Origin of the sequence: Amycolatopsis dendrobii (assembly GCF_014145675.1) — a bacterium.
GTDB classification, from domain to species: domain Bacteria; phylum Actinomycetota; class Actinomycetes; order Mycobacteriales; family Pseudonocardiaceae; genus Amycolatopsis; species Amycolatopsis dendrobii.
In genome coordinates, this window is record NZ_JACGZW010000010.1 from 170,219 (window position 1) to 192,653 (window position 22,435).

Annotated in this window: 17 protein-coding genes and 1 tRNA gene; 8 read left to right on the plus strand and 10 right to left on the minus strand. The window is 70.6% G+C overall.

What is annotated here, in order from left to right:
• Window positions 1–104 precede the first annotated feature (104 nt).
• Window positions 105–178: transfer RNA gene (locus H4281_RS29050), tRNA-Gly, on the plus strand.
• Here H4281_RS29050 and H4281_RS29055 read toward each other — a convergent pair.
• The gene (locus H4281_RS29055) at window positions 147–4,874 is read right to left on the minus strand and encodes a HAMP domain-containing protein (protein WP_220507996.1); all 4,728 of its coding nucleotides are present in this window, start codon (window positions 4,872–4,874) and stop codon (window positions 147–149) included. The genes H4281_RS29050 and H4281_RS29055 overlap by 32 nt on opposite strands.
• A 155-nt stretch (window positions 4,875–5,029) precedes the next feature.
• Between H4281_RS29055 and H4281_RS29060 the strand changes: the two genes are divergently transcribed.
• Window positions 5,030–6,541 carry a PP2C family protein-serine/threonine phosphatase gene (locus H4281_RS29060; protein ID WP_182894084.1) on the plus strand — a complete coding sequence of 504 codons (1,512 nt, stop codon included), beginning with the start codon at window positions 5,030–5,032 and terminating at the stop codon, window positions 6,539–6,541.
• Between the two features lie 30 nt (window positions 6,542–6,571).
• Here H4281_RS29060 and H4281_RS29065 read toward each other — a convergent pair whose 3' ends face one another.
• Together H4281_RS29065 and H4281_RS46340 are read right to left on the minus strand one after the other, a co-directional pair.
• Window positions 6,572–6,727 carry a hypothetical protein gene (locus tag H4281_RS29065; protein ID WP_182894085.1) on the minus strand — a complete coding sequence of 52 codons (156 nt, stop codon included), beginning with the start codon at window positions 6,725–6,727 and terminating at the stop codon, window positions 6,572–6,574.
• 96 nt (window positions 6,728–6,823) lie between these two features.
• Window positions 6,824–8,128, minus strand: coding sequence for a serine/threonine-protein kinase (locus H4281_RS46340; RefSeq protein ID WP_182894086.1), 1,305 nt, complete (start codon window positions 8,126–8,128; stop codon window positions 6,824–6,826).
• Window positions 8,129–8,372: 244 nt separating this feature from the next.
• Here H4281_RS46340 and H4281_RS29075 point away from each other — a divergent pair, with 244 nt between their 5' ends.
• Entirely contained in the window at window positions 8,373–8,825 is a 453-nt protein-coding gene (locus H4281_RS29075) for a MarR family winged helix-turn-helix transcriptional regulator (protein ID WP_182894087.1), read from the plus strand.
• 39 nt (window positions 8,826–8,864) lie between these two features.
• Here H4281_RS29075 and aspS read toward each other — a convergent pair whose 3' ends face one another.
• Complete coding sequence (gene aspS, locus H4281_RS29080; protein ID WP_182894088.1) at window positions 8,865–10,109, minus strand: aspartate--tRNA(Asn) ligase; 1,245 nt, start codon at window positions 10,107–10,109, stop codon at window positions 8,865–8,867.
• Window positions 10,110–10,397: 288 nt separating this feature from the next.
• The gene (xylA, locus tag H4281_RS29085) at window positions 10,398–11,546 is read right to left on the minus strand and encodes a xylose isomerase (RefSeq protein WP_182894089.1); all 1,149 of its coding nucleotides are present in this window, start codon (window positions 11,544–11,546) and stop codon (window positions 10,398–10,400) included.
• A 79-nt stretch (window positions 11,547–11,625) separates the two neighbouring features.
• Here xylA and H4281_RS29090 point away from each other — a divergent pair, with 79 nt between their 5' ends.
• A complete protein-coding gene (locus tag H4281_RS29090) occupies window positions 11,626–12,759 on the plus strand; it encodes an ROK family transcriptional regulator (protein WP_182894090.1) in 1,134 nt (377 codons plus the stop codon).
• Here H4281_RS29090 and H4281_RS29095 read toward each other — a convergent pair.
• Entirely contained in the window at window positions 12,756–13,478 is a 723-nt protein-coding gene (locus H4281_RS29095) for a dienelactone hydrolase family protein (protein ID WP_182894091.1), read from the minus strand. The two genes, H4281_RS29090 and H4281_RS29095, sit on opposite strands and share 4 nt — an antisense overlap.
• 132 nt (window positions 13,479–13,610) lie before the next feature.
• On the opposite strand from H4281_RS29095, the gene H4281_RS29100 reads away from it, so the two are divergent.
• The gene (locus H4281_RS29100; RefSeq protein ID WP_182894092.1) at window positions 13,611–14,837 is read left to right on the plus strand and encodes an alkaline phosphatase; all 1,227 of its coding nucleotides are present in this window, start codon (window positions 13,611–13,613) and stop codon (window positions 14,835–14,837) included.
• 41 nt (window positions 14,838–14,878) lie between these two features.
• Here the strand turns inward: H4281_RS29100 and H4281_RS29105 are convergent, their stop codons facing one another.
• The 3 genes from H4281_RS29105 to H4281_RS29115 are packed head-to-tail and all read right to left on the minus strand — an operon-like array spanning window position 14,879 to window position 16,232.
• The gene (locus H4281_RS29105) at window positions 14,879–15,481 is read right to left on the minus strand and encodes a dihydrofolate reductase family protein (RefSeq protein ID WP_246412394.1); all 603 of its coding nucleotides are present in this window, start codon (window positions 15,479–15,481) and stop codon (window positions 14,879–14,881) included.
• Window positions 15,430–15,900: an SRPBCC domain-containing protein gene (locus H4281_RS29110; RefSeq protein WP_182894093.1), complete on the minus strand. Its 471-nt coding sequence runs from the start codon at window positions 15,898–15,900 to the stop codon at window positions 15,430–15,432. The genes H4281_RS29105 and H4281_RS29110 overlap by 52 nt, the downstream gene beginning before the upstream one ends.
• Entirely contained in the window at window positions 15,897–16,232 is a 336-nt protein-coding gene (locus tag H4281_RS29115; RefSeq protein WP_182894094.1) for an ArsR/SmtB family transcription factor, read from the minus strand. The genes H4281_RS29110 and H4281_RS29115 overlap by 4 nt, the downstream gene beginning before the upstream one ends.
• 931 nt (window positions 16,233–17,163) lie before the next feature.
• Between H4281_RS29115 and H4281_RS29120 the strand changes: the two genes are divergently transcribed.
• On the plus strand, window positions 17,164–18,618 hold the full coding sequence (locus H4281_RS29120) for an amidohydrolase (protein WP_182894095.1): 1,455 nt from the start codon (window positions 17,164–17,166) through the stop codon (window positions 18,616–18,618).
• A 9-nt stretch (window positions 18,619–18,627) separates the two neighbouring features.
• On the opposite strand, the gene H4281_RS29125 is transcribed toward H4281_RS29120, so the two are convergent.
• On the minus strand, window positions 18,628–19,626 hold the full coding sequence (locus H4281_RS29125; RefSeq protein ID WP_182894096.1) for a glycoside hydrolase family protein: 999 nt from the start codon (window positions 19,624–19,626) through the stop codon (window positions 18,628–18,630).
• 181 nt (window positions 19,627–19,807) lie between these two features.
• Here H4281_RS29125 and H4281_RS29130 point away from each other — a divergent pair, with 181 nt between their 5' ends.
• Entirely contained in the window at window positions 19,808–20,806 is a 999-nt protein-coding gene (locus tag H4281_RS29130; protein ID WP_312872197.1) for a LacI family DNA-binding transcriptional regulator, read from the plus strand.
• Window positions 20,807–20,814: 8 nt separating this feature from the next.
• On the plus strand, window positions 20,815–22,431 hold the full coding sequence (locus tag H4281_RS29135) for an FAD-dependent oxidoreductase (RefSeq protein ID WP_182894097.1): 1,617 nt from the start codon (window positions 20,815–20,817) through the stop codon (window positions 22,429–22,431).
• Window positions 22,432–22,435 lie beyond the last annotated feature (4 nt).

Consider the following 22,435-nt stretch of genomic DNA (forward strand, 5'->3'; position numbering starts at 1 on the left):
TCCGGACCCTCTCGAGGCCTCCGGAACCCATGTACCCGGGGGGTGTACGACCCACCCTAGCGGGCACGCTAAGCTTGCTTCGCTCCCGGGTCACCGAGGGCGCTGCGGGTGTAGCTCAATGGTAGAGCCCTAGTCTTCCAAACTAGCTACGCGGGTTCGATTCCCGTCACCCGCTCCAGTACTTCTCCGTCCGACGAGGACGACGCCGCGTCCGCCTCCAGGCGGGCGGCGATCACGTCCAGCAGCAGGTCTGTGTCCACCGGCTTCGTGATGTAGTCGTCCGCACCGGAGGCCAGGGTTCGTTCGCGGTCTTCCTCCGTCGCTTTCGCGGTGACGGCGATCACAGGCAAGTCTTCGTGGGCCGCCTCGGCGCGGATGGCTGCGATGGTGGCGTTGCCGTCCAGCTCCGGCATCATCACGTCCATCAGCACCAGTGCGGTGTCCTCGTGGCGTTCCAGTGCCCGGATTCCGGCCACGCCGGTGTCGGCGTAGATGACTTCCAATCCGGCCTGTTCCAGGACCGCTGCGAGGGCGAAGACGTTGCGCAGGTCGTCGTCGACGATGAGGACCTTTTCGCCGTTGAAGCGTTTCGGGGCGCTGTTCGGCTCTGCCACGGTGATGGTGCTCGGCAGGACCGGCAGCTTGGGGGTGGGCCGCACGGGCGTCGTGGGAGCGATCAGGTTCGCGGCGCCGACCGGCAGGTACAGCGTGAAGGTGCTGCCCCGGCCGGGGACGCTGCTGACCCGCAGTTCGCCGCTCAACAGCTCGGTCAGCTGCTGGCTGATCGACAGGCCCAGGCCGGTGCCGCCGTATTTGCGGCTGGTCGTTCCATCCGCTTGGCGGAACGCGTCGAAGATGACTTCCAGCTTCTCCTCGGGGATGCCGATGCCGGTGTCCTCGACGCCGAACGCGATGATCCCGGCCGCCGAGCGCAGCGACTCCTGCTCGACTTCTTCGGGGTCCGCCATCCGGATGTGCAGGCGTACGCCGCCTTCGTCGGTGAACTTCGCGGCGTTCGAGAGGAGGTTCCGGAGCACCTGCTGGAGGCGGTGTTCGTCGGTGTGCACGCTGCCCGGCACCGGCGGGTCGATCAGGACCGCGAACTCCAGGCCCTTGTCCGCGGTCAAAGGCCGGCACAGGGATTCGACGTAGTTCACCAGTTCCGGCAGCGTCACGTCGGACATCTGCAGGTCCAGCTTCCCGGCCTCGACCTTCGCCAGGTCCAGGATGTCGTTGATCAGCTGCTGGAGGTCGGACCCGGCCGCCCAGATCGTCTTCGCGAACTGGATCTGCTTCTCCGTGAGGTTGCCCTCCGGGTTCTCCGACAGCAGTTTCGCCAGGATCAGCGCGCTGTTGAGCGGAGTTCGCAGCTCGTGCGACATGTTCGCCATGAACTCGTTCTTGTACTGCGACGCGACCGTCAGCTGCCCGGCCCGTTCCTCGAGCTCCTGGCGAGCCTGCTCGATCTCGATGTTCTTGACCTCGATGTCGCGGTTCTGCTGGGCCAGCAGCGCCGCCTTCTCGGCCAGCTCGGTGTTCGACCGGCGCAGTTCGCCCTGCTGGGCCTGCAACTGCTCGGACCGCGCGCGCAATTCCTGGGCCAGCCGCTGCGATTCGGTCAGCAGCGCCTCGGTGCGCGAGTTCGACAGGATCGTGTTCACGTTGACGCCGATCGTGTGCCGCAACTGCTCCAGCAGGTCCAGGTGCACCGCGGAGAACTCGTTGACCGACGCCAGTTCCAGCACGCCGAGCACCTCGCCCTGGAACAGCACCGGCAGCACGATCACGTTGACCGGCGGGGCCGAGCCGAGCCCGGACGACACCAGCGCGTACTCCGGGGGAGCGCCGTTGACCAGTATCGTCCGCCGGTCCACGGCGGCCTGGCCGATCAGCGATTCGCCGAGCCGGAAGCGCAGGCCGGTGCGGGCCTGGGCGAGGCCGTAGGCGGCGATGCAGTCGAGCAGCTTGTCCGGGTCTCCGGCGTCCTCGTCGTCGTGCGCGATGAAGAACGCGCCCTGCTGCGCGCTCACCAGCGGGGCCAGCTCGGACAGGATCAGGGTCGCCACCGAAGCGAGGTCGCGGTGCCCCTGCATCCGGCCGGACAGCCGCGCCAGGTTCGTCTTCAGCCAGTCCTGTTCGCGGTTCGCGGAGGTCGTCTCCTTGAGGTTCGCGATCATCTGGTTGATGTTGTCCTTGAGGTCCGCCAGCTCGCCGGACGCGTCCACGGTGATGTGCCGGGTCAGATCGCCCGCGGTGACCGCCGTCGCGACCTGGCCGATCGCGCGGACCTGCGTGGTCAGGTTGCCCGCCAGCTGGTTCACGCTCTCGGTCAGCCGCTTCCAGGTGCCGGACACGCCTTCGACCTCGGCCTGACCGCCCAGCTTGCCCTCGGTGCCGACCTCCCGGGCGACCCGGGTGACCTCCGCGGCGAACGCCGACAGCTGGTCCACCATCGTGTTCATCGTCGTCTTGAGCTCCAGGATCTCGCCCCGGGCGTCGACGTCGATCTTGCGGGACAGGTCGCCGCGCGCGACCGCCGTCGTGACCTGCGAGATGTTCCGCACCTGGCTGGTCAGGTTGTGCGCCATGAAGTTGACGTTCTCGGTCAGGTCCTTCCAGGTCCCGGCCACGCCGGGGACCCGCGCCTGACCGCCGAGGATGCCTTCCGTGCCCACTTCCCGGGCGACCCGGGTGACCTCGTCGGCGAACGCGCGCAGCGTCTCGACCATGTCGTTCAGCGTCCCGGCCAGCGCCGCGACCTCGCCCGCCGCGTCGATCGAGATCTTCTTCGACAGGTCGCCGTTCGCCACCGCGCTCGCCATCGTGGCGATGCTCCGGACCTGCACGGTCAGGTTGTCGGCCATGACGTTCACGTTGTCGGTGAGGTCTTTCCAGATCCCCGCGACGCCGGGGACGCGCGCCTGACCGCCCAGCCGTCCTTCGGTGCCGACCTCGCGCGCGACCCGGGTGACCTCGTCCGCGAAGGCGGACAGCTGGTCGACCATCGTGTTCAGGATGTTCTTGAGCTCCAAGATCTCGCCGCGCGCGTCGACGGTGATCTTCTGCGTCAGGTCGCCGCGGGCCACCGCCGAGGTGACGTGCGAAATGTTCCGCACCTGCTCGGTCAGGTTGTTGGCCATGAAGTTGACGTTGTCGGTGAGGTCCTTCCAAGTGCCCGCGACGCCCGGCACGGTCGCCTGGCCGCCGAGCTTTCCGTCCGTGCCGACTTCGCGGGACACGCGGGTGACTTCGTCGGCGAAGGCGGACAGCTGGTCGACCATCGTGTTCAGCGTGGTCTTGAGTTCGAGGATCTCGCCCTTGGCGTCGACCGCGATCTTCTTGGTCAGGTCGCCCCGCGCGACCGCCGTCGCGACCTGCGCGATGTTCCGGACCTGCGCGGTGAGGTTGTTGGCCATGAAGTTCACCGAGCCGGTCAGGTCGCGCCAGATGCCGGCGACCCCGGGCACGGTGGCCTGGCCGCCCAGCTGCCCTTCCGTACCCACTTCGCGGGCCACTCGGGTGACCTCGTCGGCGAAGGACGAGAGCTGGTCGACCATCGTGTTCATCGTGGTCTTGAGCTCGAGGATCTCGCCGCGCGCGTCGACGGTGATCTTCTGCGTCAGGTCGCCCTTCGCGACCGCGGTGGTCACGTGCGAGATGTTCCGGACCTGGTCGGTCAGGTTGTCGGCCATCTGGTTGACCGAGTCGGTCAGACCCCGCCACGTGCCCGCCGCGCCGGGGACTTCCGCCTGACCGCCGAGGCGGCCCTCGCTGCCGACCTCGCGGGCGACTCGGGTGACCTCGTCGGCGAAGGACGAGAGCTGGTCGACCATCGTGTTCAGCGTCGTCTTCAGCTGCAGGATCTCGCCCCGCGCGTCGACGTCGATCTTCTTCGTCAGATCGCCCGCCGCGACCGCCGTGGCGACCTGCGAGATGTTCCGGACCTGGTCGGTCAGGTTGTCCGCCATCAGGTTCACCGAGTCGGTGAGGTCGCGCCAGGTGCCCGCCACGCCCGGCACGCGTGCCTGGCCGCCGAGGCGTCCCTCGGAACCGACCTCGCGCGACACCCGGGTGACCTCGTCGGCGAACGACGAGAGCTGGTCGACCATCGTGTTGATGGTGTTCTTCAGCTCGAGGATTTCGCCCCGGGCGTCGACGTTGATCTTCTGCGTCAGGTCGCCGCGGGCCACCGCCGTGGTGACCGAGGCGATGTTCCGGACCTGCTCGGTGAGGTTGTCGGCGAGGAAGTTGACCGAGTCGGTGAGGTCGCGCCAGGTCCCGGCCACGCCGGGGACCTCGGCCTGGCCGCCGAGGCGGCCCTCGCCGGCGATCTCGCGGGAAAGCCGGATCACTTCGGCGGCGAACCGCGAAAGCTGCGCGTTGAGGCCGTTCACGGTCTTCGCCAGCTCGGCGTACTGCCCGCGCAGCGGACGGCCGTCCAGCTGCAGCGCCATCGGCTGCGACAGATCGCCCTCGGCGACCGCGCCCAGCACCCGGTCCAGCTCCACGACCGGGCGGCTGACGTCCTCGATCAGCCCGTTGACCGTGTCGACCGCGGTGGCCCAGCCGCCGGGGCCGATCTCGGTGCGCACGCGCTCGGTGAGCTTGCCCTCCTGGCCGACCTCGCCGCGCACGCGCATGAGTTCCGTCACGAGCCGCTGGTTGCGTTCGGCGATGTCGTTGAACGCCGACGCGAGCCGGGCGGTGATCCCGTCGCCGTGCGCCACGAACCGCCGCCGGAAGTTGCCGTCCCCGAGGTCGTGCACCGCGGCGAGCAGCCGCTCCAGCGCCGCGACCTCGTGCGCCGGGACGGAATCCGGGTCAAGGGCCCCGGAGTTCCGGGTGCTCCCGGAAGCCTGGGGAGTCTCTGTCATCTCTGCCGACCTTCCCACCACGCGTGTGCCAGCCATGGTCGTCGACCCAGCCTGCCACGGTTCGCCCTACACTTCGACCCAGTCCGCCCGCGCACACTGTGCCAACCTGGAAGGACCAGGACCGTCAGGTCGACCCGGAGGCAGGAGGTTCGTGCATGGTGTCACGGCCCGCTCCGGCGTCGGCCCTGCCACCCGGCGCCGAGCTGCCCGGGCACGCCGGCTTCTGGCGCTCGGTGCTCGACGACGTCCGGGAGCCGGTGTTCCTCCAGGACCCGGAAGGCGCCCTGCGCTGGGCCAACGCGGCGGCGCAGCGGCTCGGCCCGGCCGAGCTCGTCAGCGTGACCGAGACCACCGGCAAGGTCGGCCACCGGCCGGCCAAGATCCGCGCGCTGCCCGGCGGCTGGCGCGCCTGGACCGTGGTCGACGACGGCCGCCGCCGTCCGGAAGAGTTCCTCGCCGAGGCCGGTCCGAAACTGGCGCTCGCGCGCGGACGGCACGGCACGGCGCGGGTGATCGCCGAACTGGCGGCGTCCGCTTTGGGTGATTGCGCCTTCGTGCTGCTGCCGACGACCCGAGGCCGCTGGGAGTGGTGGAGCTGCACCGAGCACGGCGCGGCGGGCCACGGCCGGATCCGGCGGGTGCCGGCGCAGCTCGCGCCGGTGGTGTCCGATGCGATCACGGAAGTCGCCCGGCCGGAGGTCCGCGCGGTCCCGGCGACTGAAGTGGCAGCGCTTCCGGCCGCGGTCGCCGAGCCGTTCGAGGGGCACCTCGAGGTGTCGGTGGTCTCGTTCGGCTCCGGAATGGCGGGCGCGGTGCTGCTCGGCAGGCGCGGCGAGCCCGCGTTCGGCCTGGCGCAAGGCGAGGCCGTCGAGGCGTTCGCGGACGCGGCCGGCACGGCGCTGGCCAACGCGCAGCGCTACGCCCGCCAGGAGGAAGCCACGCGCGGGCTGGAATCGACGTTGCTGCCGACGCCGCCCGCGCAGGTCGACGGCGCGAATTTCGAGCTGTGGTACGAGCCCGCGGGCGGGGTGCTGGGGGTCGGCGGCGATTTCTACGACGTTCTTTCCCGCGCCGACGGCAGCGCGTTCGTGGTGGTCGGCGACATCTGCGGCAAAGGCGCCGAGGCGGCCGCGCTGACCGGCCGGGTGCGGCATTCGCTGGCCGCGCTGCATCTGGTCGAACGCGACGGCCGGACGATGCTGCGGCTGCTCAACGAACTCCTGATCTCCGGCGGCAGCAACCGGTTCGCGACGCTCGTGCTCGGTTCGGTCGCCGCCGCGGAGTCCGGGCTCGACGTCACCCTCGCCTCCGGCGGCCATCCCGCCCCGCTCGTGCTGCGGCGCGGGGGAGGGGTCGAGGAGATCAGCGTGCCCGGCACGCTCGTCGGCGTGTCTCCGCAGGCGCGGTTCGCCGAGGCGACGACGCATCTCGAGGAGGGCGACGTCTGCCTGCTCTACACCGACGGCGTCACCGAAGCCCGCAACCGCACGGAATCCACCGAACTGTTCGGCGACGAACGGCTCTACACGGTGCTGGAGGACTGCGTCGGGCAACCGGCGCGGGAAGTCGTGCGCCGGTTGCGCGAGGCCGTGCGGGAATGGCTCGGGAACTCCGGCCACGACGACATCGCGGTGCTGGCGATCGAGGCCGCGCCGCGCGCGGAGTAAGCCCGGCTTCCCCTGCGCGGCAACGGAAAGCTACTTCCCGGGCTGGACTTCCGGCTCCGGTTCCGGCGCGCGCTCCGGCTCCGGAACGGTCTTGGCGTCCGGTTCCGGCTCGGCCGCGCGGGCGGTTTCCGGGCGCTCGAAGTGTTCGCGGCACTGCCGTCCGAACCGACGTGAGTGTGCGGTCATCGGTTCCACCTCCCCGGCTCGCCACCAGGATCGCGCGCCGGGACGGACTTCGCCACCGAATTGCGCCGCGTCAGCCGACCGGGTGGTCCGGTCTGTCTAATGTGGAGTCTTCCCGCTCGGCGGGCCGGTGACGGTGTTCCGGGGCGGTTTCGCCTGTCCCGGCGGGGTTCTCGGCGGGGTCCGGCCCGGCTGGCTCGTCTGGCTGGCCTGGCTTTCCGGCGCCGGTCCGGTCTGGGCCGTCGTGCCGGGCGGCACAGTCGTGGTTTGCGCGGGCGTCGCCGCGTTCGTCGAACGGACCGGGGGCGCGGCCGACGAATGCCGGGGAGCCGAGTCCGGTGAATCGGACGGAGCGGAAGAGGGCGGAGAAACCGGAATCGGAGCCGGTTCGGGGCCTGGCGCGGACCCGGTGGCGGGGCGGAGCGGAGTGGCGAGCAGCAGCGTTCCCGCCGCGACCAGCACGACCGGCAGGCCCGCCGCGAGCACCGCGCGCCGGCGCGAGACCCGGTGGCGGCGGCAGAACACCGCCAGCCGCGTTTTGATCGGAAGCCGCAACGTTTCCGTGCCGCGCAACGCACGCGCCACGGCGGTCGCGGAGGGTCTTTCTTCCGGATCGCGCATGGTCATCGCGCGCAGAGTCCTCGCCAGCGGTTCCGGCGTACCCGGCGGCACTCGCGGCGACCGGTGCAGCCGCACGACCGCGGTTTCCGCCGCCGTGCCCGGGTATTCGCGGACGCCGGTCAGGCATTCCAGGAGGACGAGCCCGAGCGCGTACACGTCCGAAGCCGGGCCTGGGTGCTCGCCGAGCACCTGCTCCGGAGAGAGGTAGGCCGCCGTCCCGACGACCGCGCCGGTGTCGGTCACGCGGGTCGCGTCCACGATGCGCGCGACGCCGAAGTCGGCGATCCGCGGACCGTCGTCGGACATGAGGATGTTGGCGGGTTTGAGGTCGCGGTGGGTCACTTCGTGCGCGTGGACGTGCGCGAGCGCCTCGGCCAGCTGTGCACCCAAATCGACGACCTTGTCGGCGGGCAGCGGCCCGGAACGCAGCCATTCGGACAGAGTGGGCCCGTGCACGCAGTCCATCACGAGGTACGCGTGCTCCTCGTCGACCCCTGCGTCGACGAACCCGACCAGTCCCGGATGCCGCACCGCGCGCAGGGCCGCTATCTCTTGCTCCCGGCGGTTGCGGCCCAGTTCGACCGCTCCGGCGTGGAACAGCTTCACCGCGACCGCGGCTCCGGTTTCGCGGTCCTCGGCGCGGTGCACGCAGGCTGTCGCGCCTTCGCCGATCCGCTCGCCCACCTCGTACCGGCCGGCCAGGACCAGCGGAGCGGGCCCGTACCGGCCCAGCGCGAACCGTCTCGCGGTCGTGCCCGCGTCCGAATCGCCGGTGCCGGTCATGTGCCGCTCGCCTTTCCCCCGGGTAGCGGGGACAACTTACTCGCCGGCGGGCGAGGACAAAAGCCGCGCCGCGGTTCGGGGGAGGACGGCCGAGGCCCTGCGGGGCGGACCTCCCGGCGTTTCGCGAGTACAGTGGCAGTCGAGCACTATCGGCGCGCGCAATACTTGCAACCACATTGACCTGCGCTGATGCCGCTCGGGGCCGCGGCCGCCCGCAACCGGGGCCGTCTGGAGGAGGTGCACCATGTCGGTGTCGGACGACGCCGTCGAGGCGCGCGCGCAAGGCTGGCGGACGCTGGCGGCGCTGCACGCGCGGATCGAAGACCGGCTGAACCGCGCGCTGGAAAGCGAGCACGAGCTGTCGGTGAGCGAGTACACGGTGCTCGACGTGCTCGGCCGCCAGGACGGCTTCCACCTGCGGATGAGCCAGCTGGCCAACGCGGTGGTGCTGAGCCAGTCGGCGACGACCCGGCTGGTCACGCGGCTGGAGGAGCGCGGCCTGCTCTCGCGCTACCTGTGCCAGGACGACCGGCGCGGCATCTACACCGAGGTCACGCCGTCCGGGCAGAAGCTGCTGGCCGCCGCCCGCCCGACGCACGACGCGGCGCTTTCCGCCGCGCTCGCCGAGGCGGAGGAACTGCCGGAGCTGGCCCCGCTGGTCACCGCGCTGGGGTCGCTCACTTTCGCTGCCAAGTGACGTGCGGGGAACCCTGCTCAGGGTTCCCCGCACGGACAGTCAGGGCCGCAGGCGGTGCAGGTCGCGGGGGAAGAGCGTCGCCCCGCGCACGTTCGCCACGCCCAGCACGCGCGCGACCCAGCGCTCCAGCCCGATCGCGAACCCGCCGTGCGGCGGCATGCCGTACGCGAACACGTCCAGGTAGTCCGAGTACTGCGCGGCCGCCTCGCCCAGCACGGCCAGGTAGTCCGCGTGCCGATGGAGCCGCTGGCCGCCGGTCACCAGTTCCAGGCCGCGGAAAAGCAGGTCGAAACTGTTCGACCGGACTGGGTCCGCCGGGTCCGGATGGGTGTAGAACGGCCGTTTCGCCATCGGGTATCCGGTCACGAACAGGAACTCCGACCCGTGTTCCCGCTCGGCCCACTCGCAGAGCCGGCGTTCGTGCGCGGGCGCGAGGTCCGGTTCGCCGCGCGGGTCCTCGCCGGTGTTCCTGGCCAGAAGTTCTTGTGCCGCGGCGAAATCGATCGACGGGATCTCTTCGGGCACCGCGGGCGCGTCCGGTCCGGCGGCAGCGGCCATCTCCGCTATGACGTCGCGCAGCACGGCCATCACGTCGCGGTGGCCGGCGATGAAGCCCAGTTCCGCGTCGAGACTCGTGTACTGGGCCAGATGCCGTGCGGTGTCATGCGGTTCGGCCCGGAAAACCGGCCCCACCTCATACACCCGCTCGAACACCCCGACCATGGCCTGTTTGAAGAACTGCGGCGACTGCGCGAGGCAAGCCGGACGGCCGAAGTAGTCGAGCTGGAACACATTCGCCCCGGATTCCGTCGCGGTGGCAACGATTTTCGGGGTGTGAATCTCGGTGAATCCCTGCCCGTCCAACACTCGTCGAAACGCCGCGACACTGGCGGCGGCGACCTCGAATCGCCGCCGCAGCAACGGATGTCGCAATGCGACCGCGGCATGGTCCAGCACCACAGGCAAACCGGCGGCTACTTCCGGCCGGTAAAGATCGAACGGCGGCCGCTTTTCCGGCGCGGACAACACTTCTAACGCAGGCTCCCGCAGCTCGACTCCTTGCGGTGCCCGCGGATTGGCGACTACCTGCCCGGTGAGCCGCACCACGGTCTCCTCGGCGACCTCCGGCGGCTCGGCGAACACCGCCTGCGCGGTGCCGGACCGGTCGCGAATGACGAGAAATGCCACGGATTTCAGCACGCGCCGGCGGTGCACCCAGCCGGCGATCGTCACGGTGGAGCCCACGCGGTCACGCAGGCAGGCCACCGGGGTGCGGGTACTCATTCCTTCTCCTGAGCGCACTCGGCGACCCCTTGGGGGTGCGGGCGAGAAGGGACACTCGCGGTGCCACCGCACCTTCGCCGCCGGTGGGCGGCCTCGTTCTGGCCGGATGACGGCGGCCGGGCCGGCGGGGCATTTCCTCCCCGCACTCGGGAGTGTCTTCGCGCTGGGCCGCGACGCTGCCTTCTCACCGGCGGCAGCTCTCTGTCCCTCGCGGTGCCCTGCGCTACTTGTCTCCGTCAACGTGTTGCCCGCAACGGTAAAACACCGCCGCCGCCCGCGTCGCCTGATTTACCGGACGCCGAGCAGATGCTCGAGGGCCAGCTGGTTGAGCCTGGTGAAGTGATACCCGCGGCGACCGGCCGCTTCGGCGTCGAACTCGTCGGCGGCCAGATCGTCCAGGGTTTCGCCGGGCGCGAGCGTCGGCGTGGCCAGCTCCGGCACCCGCGACGCGGCGAGCGCTTCGGCGACTTCCGGATCGGCGCGGAACGCGCGGGCTTTCTCGCGCAGGATCAGGTACGTGCGCATGTTCGCCGCCGCGGAAACCCAGACGTCCTCGGGATCCTCGGTGCGCAGCGGCTTGTAGTCGAAGTGCCGCGGGCCGTCGTAGCCGCCGTGCTCCAGGAGGTCGACGAGGAAGAACGCGCTGGTGAGATCGCCGTGCCCGAAGATCAGGTCCTGGTCGTACTTCGGGCCGTGCTGGCCGTTGAGGTCGAGGTGGAACAGCTTGCCCTGCCACAACGCCTGCGCGATGCCGTGCACGAAGTTCAGCCCGGCCATCTGCTCGTGGCCGACCTCCGGGTTGAGCCCGAACAGCTCGGGCCGCTCCAGCTGCGAGATGAACCCGAGCGCGTGGCCGATCGTCGGCAGGAGGATGTCGCCGCGCGGTTCGTTCGGCTTCGGCTCCAGTGCGAACCGCAGGTCGTAGCCCTGCGAAACGGCGTAGTCGGCGAGGACGTCGAGCCCTTCCTTGTACCGGGCGAGCGCGGCGCGGACGTCTTTCGCCGCGTCGGATTCCGAGCCTTCGCGGCCGCCCCACAGGACGTAGGTCTGCGCGCCGAGTTCCGCGGCGAGGTCGAGATTGCGCCGGACCTTCGTCAGCGCGTAGCGCCGGATGTCGCGGTCGTTGCTGGTCAGGCCGCCGTCCTTGAACACCGGATGGCTGAACAGGTTCGTCGTCGCCATCGGCACGCGCAGGCCGGTTTCGTCCAGCGCCTGCCGGAACCGGGCGATCGCGGTGTCGCGGTCCGGTTCGGTGGCCAGCAGGTCGTCGTCGTGGAAGGTGACGCCGTACGCGCCGAGTTCGGCCAGCCGGTGCACGCTTTCGACCGGATCGAGCGGCGGCCGGGTCGCGACGCCGAACGGGTCGGCGGCTGCCCAGCCGACGGTCCACAACCCGAACGAAAACTTGTCCTCCGGCGCGGGGGCGTAGTCGGCCATGCCCGTCCCTTCATTTAGTTCACGATGTAGACTAAATACTGCGCCGCGGCCGCCCCGGCCGTCAAGAGCGGAGGTGCGCATGGAACCGGTCCGGCACGACGCGATGCGGGCGCGGAACCTCGAACTGGTGCTCGGCGAGATCAGCCGCGGCGGGCCGCTGACCCGCGCCGCGCTGGCGGAGCTGACCGGGCTGACCAAGTCGACCGTGTCCACTTTGGTCGGCTCGCTGCTGGACGCGGGCTTCCTGTCCGAGACTGCCGCCGTGCGCGCGGGGGAGCGCGGCCGGCCCGGCGTCGAGGTGTCGCTGAGCGGTGCGCGGATGGCGTCGCTGGGTCTTGAGGCCAATGTGGACTATCTCGCCGCGTGCGTCCTGGACTTGACCGGCACGGTCCGCCGGTCGGTCCGAATCGAGCGGGACAACCGCGGCGTGCCAGCGGGAACCGTGCTGGAAGCGGTGCGGGAACTGGCTTCCGCGGAGTTGGCTGAAGCGCGCGAGCTGGGCTTGACGGTCGCTGGCGCGGTGCTCGCGGTGTCCGGCCCGGTGCGCGACGGCGTGGTGCTGAGCGCGCCGAACCTGGGATGGCGGAACGTTCCGGCCGAGCTGGACCTGCCGGTCCCGGCTTCAGTGGACAACGAGGCGAATCTCGGTGCCCTGGGCGAGCTGTGGTTCGGTGCCGGTGCGGCGGATTTCCTTTACGTGTCAGGCGAGATCGGCATCGGCGCGGGGCTGGTCGCGGACTCGCGGTTGTTCCGCGGCACCGGCGGCGAACTCGGGCACGTCCTGGTGTCCCCGTCCGGCCCGTCCTGTCGCTGCGGCGCGGCCGGCTGTCTGGAGACCTACGCCGGGCAGGAAGCGATGTTGACCGCGGCCGGAGTGTCCACAGTGGATGCTCTCGCGGCCGCCTTGACGACGGGCGACGACGCGGCGCTGTCGGCCGTCTCGGCGGCAGGGGAGGCGCTGGGGTTGGCGCTGGCGTCGGCGGTCAATCTGGTGGATGTGGACCGCGTGGTGCTCGGCGGCGTGTTCGGGCCGTTGTTTCCCTGGCTGGCTCCCGCTGCGGAGGCCGTGTTGCGGGCGCGCTTGACCGGCCTCCGCGGTTCGGTGCCGGTGCTGAGCCCGTCCGCCCTCGGCGATTCCGCCGCGACGCTGGGCGCCGCGGGCCGGACGATCCATGGCGTTTTGGCTGACCCGGGATCGTTTCTCGCCCGTTAGCCCAGGTTGTCGGCGAGCAGGGTCACGACGTCGCGCCAGGCCCGTTCGGCGTGCCGCGCGTGATAGCCGACGCCGGGGAGCAGCCGCTGCTCCGGGCCGACCGGCGGATGGTGGAAGGCGTGCAGGGCGCCGCCGTAGACCGTGAGCCGCCAGTCGACGCCCGCCGCTTGCATCTCGGCGGCGAACGCGTCCCGTTGCGCGGGCGGCATGATCGGGTCCTCCGAGCCGACGCCCGCCCACACCGGGCAGCGGATGTTCGCGGCCTCGCCCGGCCGTCCGGTGACCAGTCCGTTGACCGTGCCGATCGCGCGCAGATCGACGCCAGCGCGGCCGAGTTCCAGCACGATCGCGCCGCCGGTGCCGTAGCCGATCCCGGCGATCCGGCCCGGATCGGTCCGCGGTTCGGCGAGCAGCACGTCGAGTGCCGCGCGGCCGATGTCGCGCATCCGGCCGGGATCGTCGAGCAGCGGCAGGCAGCGGGCCAGCATCTCGTCGGGATCGGTGAACCAGCGGCCGCCGTGGATGTCGAACGCGAGCGCCACGTAGCCCAGTTCGGCCAGCGCGTCGGCCCGTGCGCGCTGGAAGTCGTTGAGACCGGTGCCTTCGGGCCCGATCAGGACCGCGGGCGCGGGTCCGGTGCCCGCCGGGAGCGCGAGGCGGCCGACCATGGTGAGGCCGTCGGCCGGGTACTCGACGGTGCGCGTCGTGACGGTCTCCATGCGCCCCACCGTAATGAGCGCCGAGGCTCGGCGGGGTCCTGTTCACCGTCGGCGGACACGTCCATTCAGGTGACCCTCTCGCGGTGCTCCGGGAAACATGTTAGGAAAGCTTCCTAACTAAGGAGGATCCGGATGCGCAAGACGATGGTGCTCGCCGCGGCTGTGCTCGCGGCGGCCGGAGCAGTGCCCGCGGTCGCGACGGCGGGGGACGGTCCCGTCGCGGACTCCGCCGGCTGGCATCCGAAGGCGCGCAACATCGTCTACATCCAGGGCGACGGCATGGGCGCGGCGCAGCGGGAGTTCGTCCGGCTCGCGACGACCGGCCGCAAGGGCGACCTCGTCATGAACCGGCTCCCGGTGACCGGCATGGTGCACACCGACCCCGACGACCCGGAAGAACTCGTCACCGACTCGGCCGCGGCGGCGACCGCGCTGGCCACCGGGCACAAGACCCGCAACGGCGCGGTCGGCCAGGACGCGCAGGGCCGTCGTCTGCTGACCGTGCTCGAGCAGGCGAAACGCGCCGGGAAGTCGACCGGTCTGGTCACCACCGCGCAGGTCACCGGCGCGTCGCCGGCCGCGTTCGCGTCGCACGTGCCCTCGCGGGATCTGCAGAGCGACATCGCGAAGCAGTACATCACCGAAAGCCGCCCGGAAGTCCTCCTCGGCGGCGGTGAAGACTGGTGGCTGCCGAAGGGCGATCCGGGCGCGTGGCCGGACAAGCCGGGCGAGGAAAGCCACAGCACGCACGGAAATCTCATCGAGCAGGCGAAGCGTTCCGGCTACACCTATGTGCGCAACGCCGGCGAACTCGCCGCGACCCGCGCGCCGCGGCTGCTCGGGCTGTTCGCGAACGAGGACATGGTCGACTACGGCCCGGACGGCAAGGGCGCGTACCAGCCGAAGGTCGCGCTGCCGGTGATGGCTCGGAAGGCGCTGGACACGCTTTCCGCCAACCCGCGCGGTTTCTTCCTGTTCCTGGAGGAAGAGGGCATCGACGGCATGTCCCACGAAAACAACGCGCACGGCGTCCTCGACGCGGGCCGGGCGCTCGACGCGGCGGTCGCCGAGGTGCTTCGCTTCACCCGCTCGCATCCGGACACGCTGGTGATCATCGGCGGCGACCACGAGACCGGCGGACTGGCCATCGAGGACACCGACGGCGCTCCCGAAGGAAACGAGGACGGTCCGTTTCCCGTTCCCGGCACCAAACTTTCGCTGACCGTCGACTGGACGACCGGCGACCACAGCGGCGTGCCGACCCCGGTCACCGCGACCGGCCCCGGCTCGGACCGGCTCGACGGGACGCTGGACAACACCGACGTCTACCGCGCGATGGTCTCCGCCGCACGCCTGTGACGCTCGTGAGTGGCGTTGCCGGTTCTAACCGGCAACGCCACTCACGAGGCGTGGCTTCGTGCCGGACCAACCGCAACCCAATCGCCGACACCGGATGCGGGAACCGCAGCCGCCCCACCCTCGAGCACTGTCGGCGTCATGACCAACCGCACTTTGTCCACGACCCCCGCGGACAGCAGGGTATTGCCGAGCCGGGCGCTGCCGTGGACCTGCAACTCCCGGCCCGGCTGCGCTTTGAGTTGGCGCACTGCCTTTGCGGCGTCGCCGCGCAACACGGTGGTCGGCGCCCAGGTGCCGGTTTCGAGCGTTTTCGACACGGCGTACTTCGGCAGCGAGCTCATCCTCTCGGCGAACGGATCGTCCGGATCGGTGACCGCGGGCCAGTCCCGCGCGGACGACGTGTACGTGCGGCGGTCGAACAGCAGTCCGTCAGCCGCATCCAGCCACTCCGACGCCCGCTGGACGAAGGCCTGGTCGAGATGCGGGACGAACCAGCCGCCGCGGGAGAACTCGCCGCTGGTGTCCTCTGGGGACGATCTGGGCCCTTGGCTGACACCGCCGAGCGTGACGAACGCGGTGACGGATACCCGCGTCAGGACCCGCTTTCCGCGACCCGGGCGAGCTGAGCGGTGACCGTGCCCCATCCGTCCGCGAACCCCAGATCCGCGTGCCGCTCCCTGGCCGCCGGATCCCCATGTCGGACGACGACGCGGTAATCCGTGCCGTCCGGATGATCCCGCAGGACGATTTCCGCCGTCATCGCGACTGGCTGCGGTTTCGCCGGCCGCCACGAACTGTCGAGCGCGTTCGTGAAGACGATCCGCTCGTAGTCCTCCACGACGAGGAAACACGCGTCGAGATGCGGGACGAAAGTGTCGCCGTCCTCGCTCATCCGCGTGACGAACGCACCCCCAGCGCGCACGTCCAGTTCCTCGACTCGGCAGCGCAGCGGCGCGGGAATCCACCACCGGGCGAGGCTGGCAGGGTCGGTCCAGGCGTCCCAGACGCGCTTGCGGGGCGCCCGGATGACGCGGTCGAGGGCGAGATCGAGGTCGGGGTTCACGGCTGGTCCTCCTGGCTGGTGACGAACTGCTCGAGCCGGTCGGTGCGCTCGGCCCAGACGCGCCGCTGCTCGGCGAGCCAGTCCTCGACGAGCGCGAACCGGTCGCGGTTGAGGACGCATGTCCGCACCCGCCCGGCTTTCTCGGTGCGGATCAGCCCGTGCGACTCGAGCATCCGCACGTGCTTCATGAAGGAGGGCAACGTCATCGGCGCGTCGCCCGCCAGTTCCCCGACACTCGCCGGCCCCCGCCCGAGCCGCCGCACGACAGCCCGCCGGGTCGGATCGGCGAGGGCGGCGAAGACCCCGTCGAGCGTGGTCGAATACTGAGCCATGGGGCTAAGTATTGCCGGGCGGGGATGGTTAGCGCAAGGGCTAAGTGTTTGAGCTGTGGGGGGAGTGAGGCGGGCTGACCTGCGCTGGGGCGGGAAAGCGGCAGGTAGCTGAAGCGAGTCCAGCCGGGATCCGGGACCTGCGCTCGGGCTGCGCTGGGAAGTTCGCAGCATCTCCACGCCCTGTCGGCTGCGGGATCGCGGCCTGTTGCGGCTGCTTATCGCGCCCAGGGCCGGGCAAGCTGGCCCCGCCGTTCAATCCGGTCGCAGCGAACGGCGCGGCAGCTGACGTCGGAACGATCTCCGCGCGAAGTCCGGCCCGGGTGGACGGCGGCTGGGCCCGCGACCCGGCTCCGGCCAGCCCGCGTTCGCCAACGGGGTTCGGTGGAAAGGAGAGGCCGTCGGGCAGCATCCACCGCCCAACCCCGCCAGCCCGCGCCCAGCCGCGAGGTTCGGCGGAAGGGAACGGCAACCGGACTGGGCCCGCGACCGACTCCAGCCAGCCCGCGCCCAGCCGTGAGCTTCAGCGGAAGGGAGTGGCCACCGGGCCGGATTCGCGACCCGCGCCCAGCCGTGAGATCCAGCGGAAGGGAGCGGCCGTCTGGCTGGATCCGCGACCCGACTGCCGTCGACCCGCGCTCGCCCGCTCCCGTCGACTCGCGCTCGCCCGCGAGGTTGGGCGTGAGGGACCGGCCACCGGGCTGGATCCGCGACCCAGCCCCAGCCGACCCGAGCGCACCCGCGCGGTTCAGCGGAAAGAAGCGGCAACCGAGGGAGTCGAACCCTGCGCGGCTTGTGAAGGCGGCGCTCCTGACCGGCCCTGACCCTTCGGCGGGCGACGGCTGCCATGTTTTCCCGGGTACCCGTTCCAACGCCCGTCCCCGCACCGGAATTCCCGCTTCACCCGAACGGGGCCGGCTGGCAGGCTGGGCACATGGACGATCTTCTCCTCCGCCGCGTCCGGGTCGGGTTGCGGGGGCCGCTCGCCGACGTTCGGGTGCGTGACGGCGTCGTGTCGGCTGTCGAGGAACCGGGCGCTGGAGCCGGGTTCGCCGCGCGGGTGCTCGACGGGCACGGCGGCACGCTCCTGCCCGGGCTTGTCGACGCGCACGCGCACCTCGTTCAGTGGGCCGGTTTCCGCAGGCGTATTCCCCTGGATGGTGCGCAATCCGCGGTGGGCGCGGTCGAAATGCTGATGGAGAAGCTGCTCGACGCTCCGGCGGGGGAGCTCGTCGTCGGCGTCGGGTTCCGGGACGGGCTTTGGCCGGACCGGCCGCACAAGGATCTGCTGCAACGTGCGCTCCCGGGCCGCGCGGTGGCGTTGTTCAGCGCGGACCTGCATACGTTGTGGCTCAGCCCGGCCGCGTTGAAGTTGATCGGCCGCGAGCATCCGACCGGAGTCCTGCTGGAGAACGACTGCATGAGCGCCACGGCGGCGTTGCCGTCCGCGCCGGTCGAGGTGCAGGACGCTTGGGTCGCCGACGCGCTGGCTGCCGCGGCGAAGCGGGGCGTGACGTCGGTGGTCGACTACGAATACGCGGACACGGTCGCGGATTGGACTCGGCGGGCGGCCACGGCAACGCCGGCGACGAGGGTTTCCTGCGTGATAGCGAGGTATTTGCTGGACGAGACTATCCAAAGAGGACACCGTACCGGCGATGTGCTGGCAGCAGGCGAAGGGTTGCTCACGGTCGGCCCGTTCAAGCTGTTCGTCGACGGTTCGCTCAACACCCGCACCGCTTACTGCCACGACTCCTACCCAGGATCCGGCGAGAACGGGCTGCTGGAGCTGCCGCCGGAGGAACTGGTTCCGTTGCTGCGCCGCGCGCACGAGAACGGGCTGACCCCGGCGGTGCACGCGATCGGCGACCACGCGAACACCATCGCGCTGGACGCGTTCGCCGAGGTCGGCTGTCCGGGCCGGATCGAGCACGCGCAGTTGCTGCGGCCCGAGGACGTGCCGAGGTTCGCCGCGCTCGGGCTGGTCGCGAGTGTGCAGCCCGCGCATCAGCCCGACGACCGCGACGTCGCCGACCGGCATTGGCCCGGCCGCACCGATCGCGCGTACGCCTATCGTGCCCTGCTGGAATCCGGCGCCCGGCTGGAACTCGGTTCGGACGCACCGGTCGCGCCGCTCGATCCGTGGGACGGGATCGCCGCCGCGGTCGGGCGGACCGACGACGACCGGCCGCCGTGGCATCCGGAGCAGGCGATTCCGCTCGCGGAGGCGCTGGCGGCGTCCTCGGGCGGCCGCCGCGGCGTCCAGGTCGGCGACGTGGCCGACCTGGTGCTCGCGGCGGCCGACCCGAGTGGACTGTCCACAAAGGAACTGCGGGAAATGCCGGTGTCCGCGACGATCGTGGCGGGAAGGCCGACGTACCTGGCTTGACGCGGCGAATCAGACGGCGCGGGCGATGGCGATCGAGCCTTTGAGCCGTTCGCCCGCTTCGTAGAACATGTATTCCTTGCCGTTCATCGTGCCGAACGACGCGGCGGCGCACCGGCCGTTGTCCGGCGCGCCGCTGAGCGGAGCGTGGAACACGCCGAGGTGATTGCGTTTGCCGAAGTCGTTGCCGACCTCAGTGATCAGCATGTTCCCGCCGGCCTCGATGTTCTCGTGGTACACGACGTACGTGGAATTGTTGCGCCGCACCACCGTCGGCGCGCCGATGTTGCTCGCGCCGACGTCTTCGGGACGGATCAACGGCTTCTGCGAGAAGGTCCAATCGCGAGCGTCGGCCGACCAGCCCCATCCGATGCTGCGGTGGTTGGTCGTGTCGTTGATCATGAACACCATCACGTACTTCGCGCCGTGCGCCGGGAGATCGTGCTCGAACACCTTGGCGTAGGAAGTCTCGGTGGTTCCCTTGGGCAGCATCGACGTCGAGAGCACGGTCTTGTCGTAGGTGAAGTGGATCCCGTCCTTCGACCGCGCGAGCCGGGTCGTGGTGTTCTCGCCGTGGAAATACAGCCACAGTTCGCGGCTTTGCGCGTGCCACAGCACGAACGGCGACGACACGTGCGACACGTCGTAGTGCGGCTTCCAGACGTTCTTGACGATCGGGTTGCGCGGGTACTCGATGAACGGCCCTTCGAGACTGTCCGCATAGGACAGGCAGATGCCGCCCGGCGCGTCGTGCGGGGCGTAGTAGAGGTAGTAGCGGCCCAGCGGGTCGGCGAGCTTGTCGTAGACGCCCCGGATGCACGGGAAGATCAGCTCGCCGGTCGGGTTGTAGCGGAGTTTGCTTTTGTCGAACGCGGTGCGCAGGAACCGGTATTCCGGGAACCCGGCGAGCGCGGCGCTCGCGGTCCCGGTGCCGAGCAGGGGCAGCGCGGCCAGGGCGAGACTCGCTCCGGCGGCGCCGCGCAGGGCGGTGCGGCGGGAAAGTTCGGTCATGCGGACGCTCCCATTCGTCGGCGGTTACCCGCAGCGACTCTTCGGGCGCCGCCGAGGGGCTGTCAAGGTGCTAATACGTATTAGTCCCGTGCGACGGCCAAACCGGACAGAAACCACCTCGAAGCCTTGACGGCCGTCCAGGCGGCGCAGATCCTCGGCTAATCCGCATTAGCCCCTGGAGGTGACCGTGCCCGGCCGCAACCGCATGCCCCGCCAAGCCGACATCGCCCGGATCGCCGGGGTGTCCCAGGCGACGGTTTCGGTCGTGCTGGCGGGCAATCGCACGGTGCGGATGGCCGAGTCGACCCGCAGCCGGGTGCTGCGGGTGGCCGAGGAACTGGGCTACGTGCCGCATCCGGCGGCGACCCGGCTCGCGTCGTCGCGGGCGAATTTGCTGGGGCTGTACACCTTCCGCACCGCGTTCCCGACCGACGAGGCCGATTCGTACCATCCGATCCTTTCCGGCGTCGAGGAGGAAGCCGCGGCACTGGGCCAGGACCTGCTCCTGTTCACCGGCACGAGCGGGCCGGACGCGCGCCAGGAGGAAGCGATCCGCCGCACGCGGATGGCCGACGGCTGCCTGTTCTTCGGCCGCCACGTGCCGGAGGGACCGGTGTCGCGGCTGATGGCGTCCGGCTTCCCGCTGGTCTACATCGGACGCCGGCCGGAGCTGGAAGGACGGATCCCGTACGTCGGAGCGGATTACGTCACCGCCTCGGCGCAGGTGCTGGAGCGGCTGATCGGGCTGGGGCACCGGGAAATCCGGTACGTGCGCGAAGCCGACGAGGCACCGTCCTCGGAGGACCGGCAGCTCGGCGTTCTGCGCGCGGCGCCGGACACGAAAATCCTCCGGCTGAACGGAAACCCGGTCCCGATCCGCGAATGGCTCGGCGAGGGCGTCACGGCGGTGGTCGTGGAAGGCACCGACACCGGGGCGGCGCACCGGGCGGTGCGAGCCGCCGTCGACGCGGCCGGGCTGTCCACTCCGGACGATCTTTCCCTCGCCGTGCTGGGCGGGCCGGCCGGGACGAGCGGATTCGAGGTCCCGATGCGGGAGATGGGCCGGCGGGCCGTGCGCCTGCTCGTGGACCTCGTCACCGAAAAGACGACCGCGCAGCAGCAGCTGCTGTGGTGCCCACCGGTCGCCGGCGAGGACGTCGGCGCACCACGATCCCGTTAGGACAGAGCATGGCTGAACTCGGCACGGAGATTCTCGTCGCCGGCGGAGGAGTGGGCGGCGTCGCTGCCGCGCTTGCCGCCGCTTCGGCGGGACACCGCGTCGTGCTGACCGAGGAAACCGACTGGCTCGGCGGCCAGTTCACCGCGCAAGCGGTGCCCCCGGACGAAAACCCGTGGATCGAGCAGTTCGGCGGGACCGCGACGTATCGCCAGTTCCGCGAGGGCGTGCGCGACTACTACCGGTGGCACTACCCCTTGCGCGCGGAAGCCTCGGCGCTCAAGGAATTGAACCCTGGTGCGGGTCGAGTGAGCAAGCTGTGCCACGAGCCTCGAGTCGCGCTCGCGGTGCTGGAAGCGATGCTGGCGCCGCATCGTTCGTCGGGCCGGTTGACTGTCCTTTTGCGACACCGGCCGGTCGCCGCGGACGTCACCGGCGACCGGGTCGAGGCGGTCGTCTTCGAAGGGCCGGACGGCGCTCGCACGACGGTCCGCGCCGAGTACGCATTGGACGCTACGGAGAACGGCGACCTGCTGCCGCTGACCGGAACCGAGTTCTCGGTCGGGGCCGAAGCCCAGTCCGAGCACGGCGAACCGCATGCGCCGGAGGCGGCCGACCCGGCCAATCTCCAAGGCATCACCTACTGTTTCGCGCTGTCCCATCACGCGGGCGAGAACCACACGATCGACCGGCCTGAGCTGTACCGCCGATGGCGCGAGTACCGGCCGGAGTTCTGGCCGGGCCCGCTGCTGGGGTTCCTGGCCCCGGACCCGCGGTCGCTGGAACCGGTGCCGCGGTCCTTCGACCCGAACCCGGAGACGGACCCGCTGGCGGTGAGCGCCGACCAGAGCGCCGACGCGGGAGACAAGGAACTGTGGGGCTTTCGCCGGATCCTCGCCCGCAAACTGCACCGGCCGGGTGCGTTCGACTCCGACATCACGCTGGTCAACTGGCCGCTCAACGACTACTGGCTGCGGCCCGCGCTGGAGATCGACGGCGTCACGACCGCCGAGGACGTCGCCCGTGCGCATTACGAGGCGAAACAGCTTTCGCTGTCGGTCCTGTACTGGTTGCAGACCGAGGCGCCGCGACTCGACGGCGGCACTGGTTTCCCCGGGCTGAAGCTGCGTCCGGACATCGTCGGGACTGACGACGGCTTGGCGAAGTCCGCATACGTGCGCGAGGCGAGGCGGATCCAGGCCGTCACCACGATCGTCGAGCAGGACGTCTCCCTCGACATCCTCGGTCCGACCGGCCGGAAGCGGCGGGAGGATGCGGTCGGCATCGGCAGTTACCGGATCGACCTGCACCCGTCGACCGCCGGGGACAGTTACATCGACGTGCCGAGCGTCCCGTTCGAACTCCCGCTGGGCGCGCTGCTGCCGCGCCGGATGCGAAACCTTTTGCCGGCCGGAAAAAACATCGGCACCACGCACATCACCAACGGCTGTCACCGGCTGCACCCCGTGGAGTGGAACGTCGGCGAGGTCGCCGGCCATCTCGCGGGCTTCGCGCTGCGCGAAAGGCTGCAGCCGCACCAGGTCCGCGACGACCGGTTCGCGGAGTTCGCCCGCGTGCTGGACCGCGCCGGCGTCGAACGACGCTGGCCCGAGGTCCGCGGCTACTGACCAC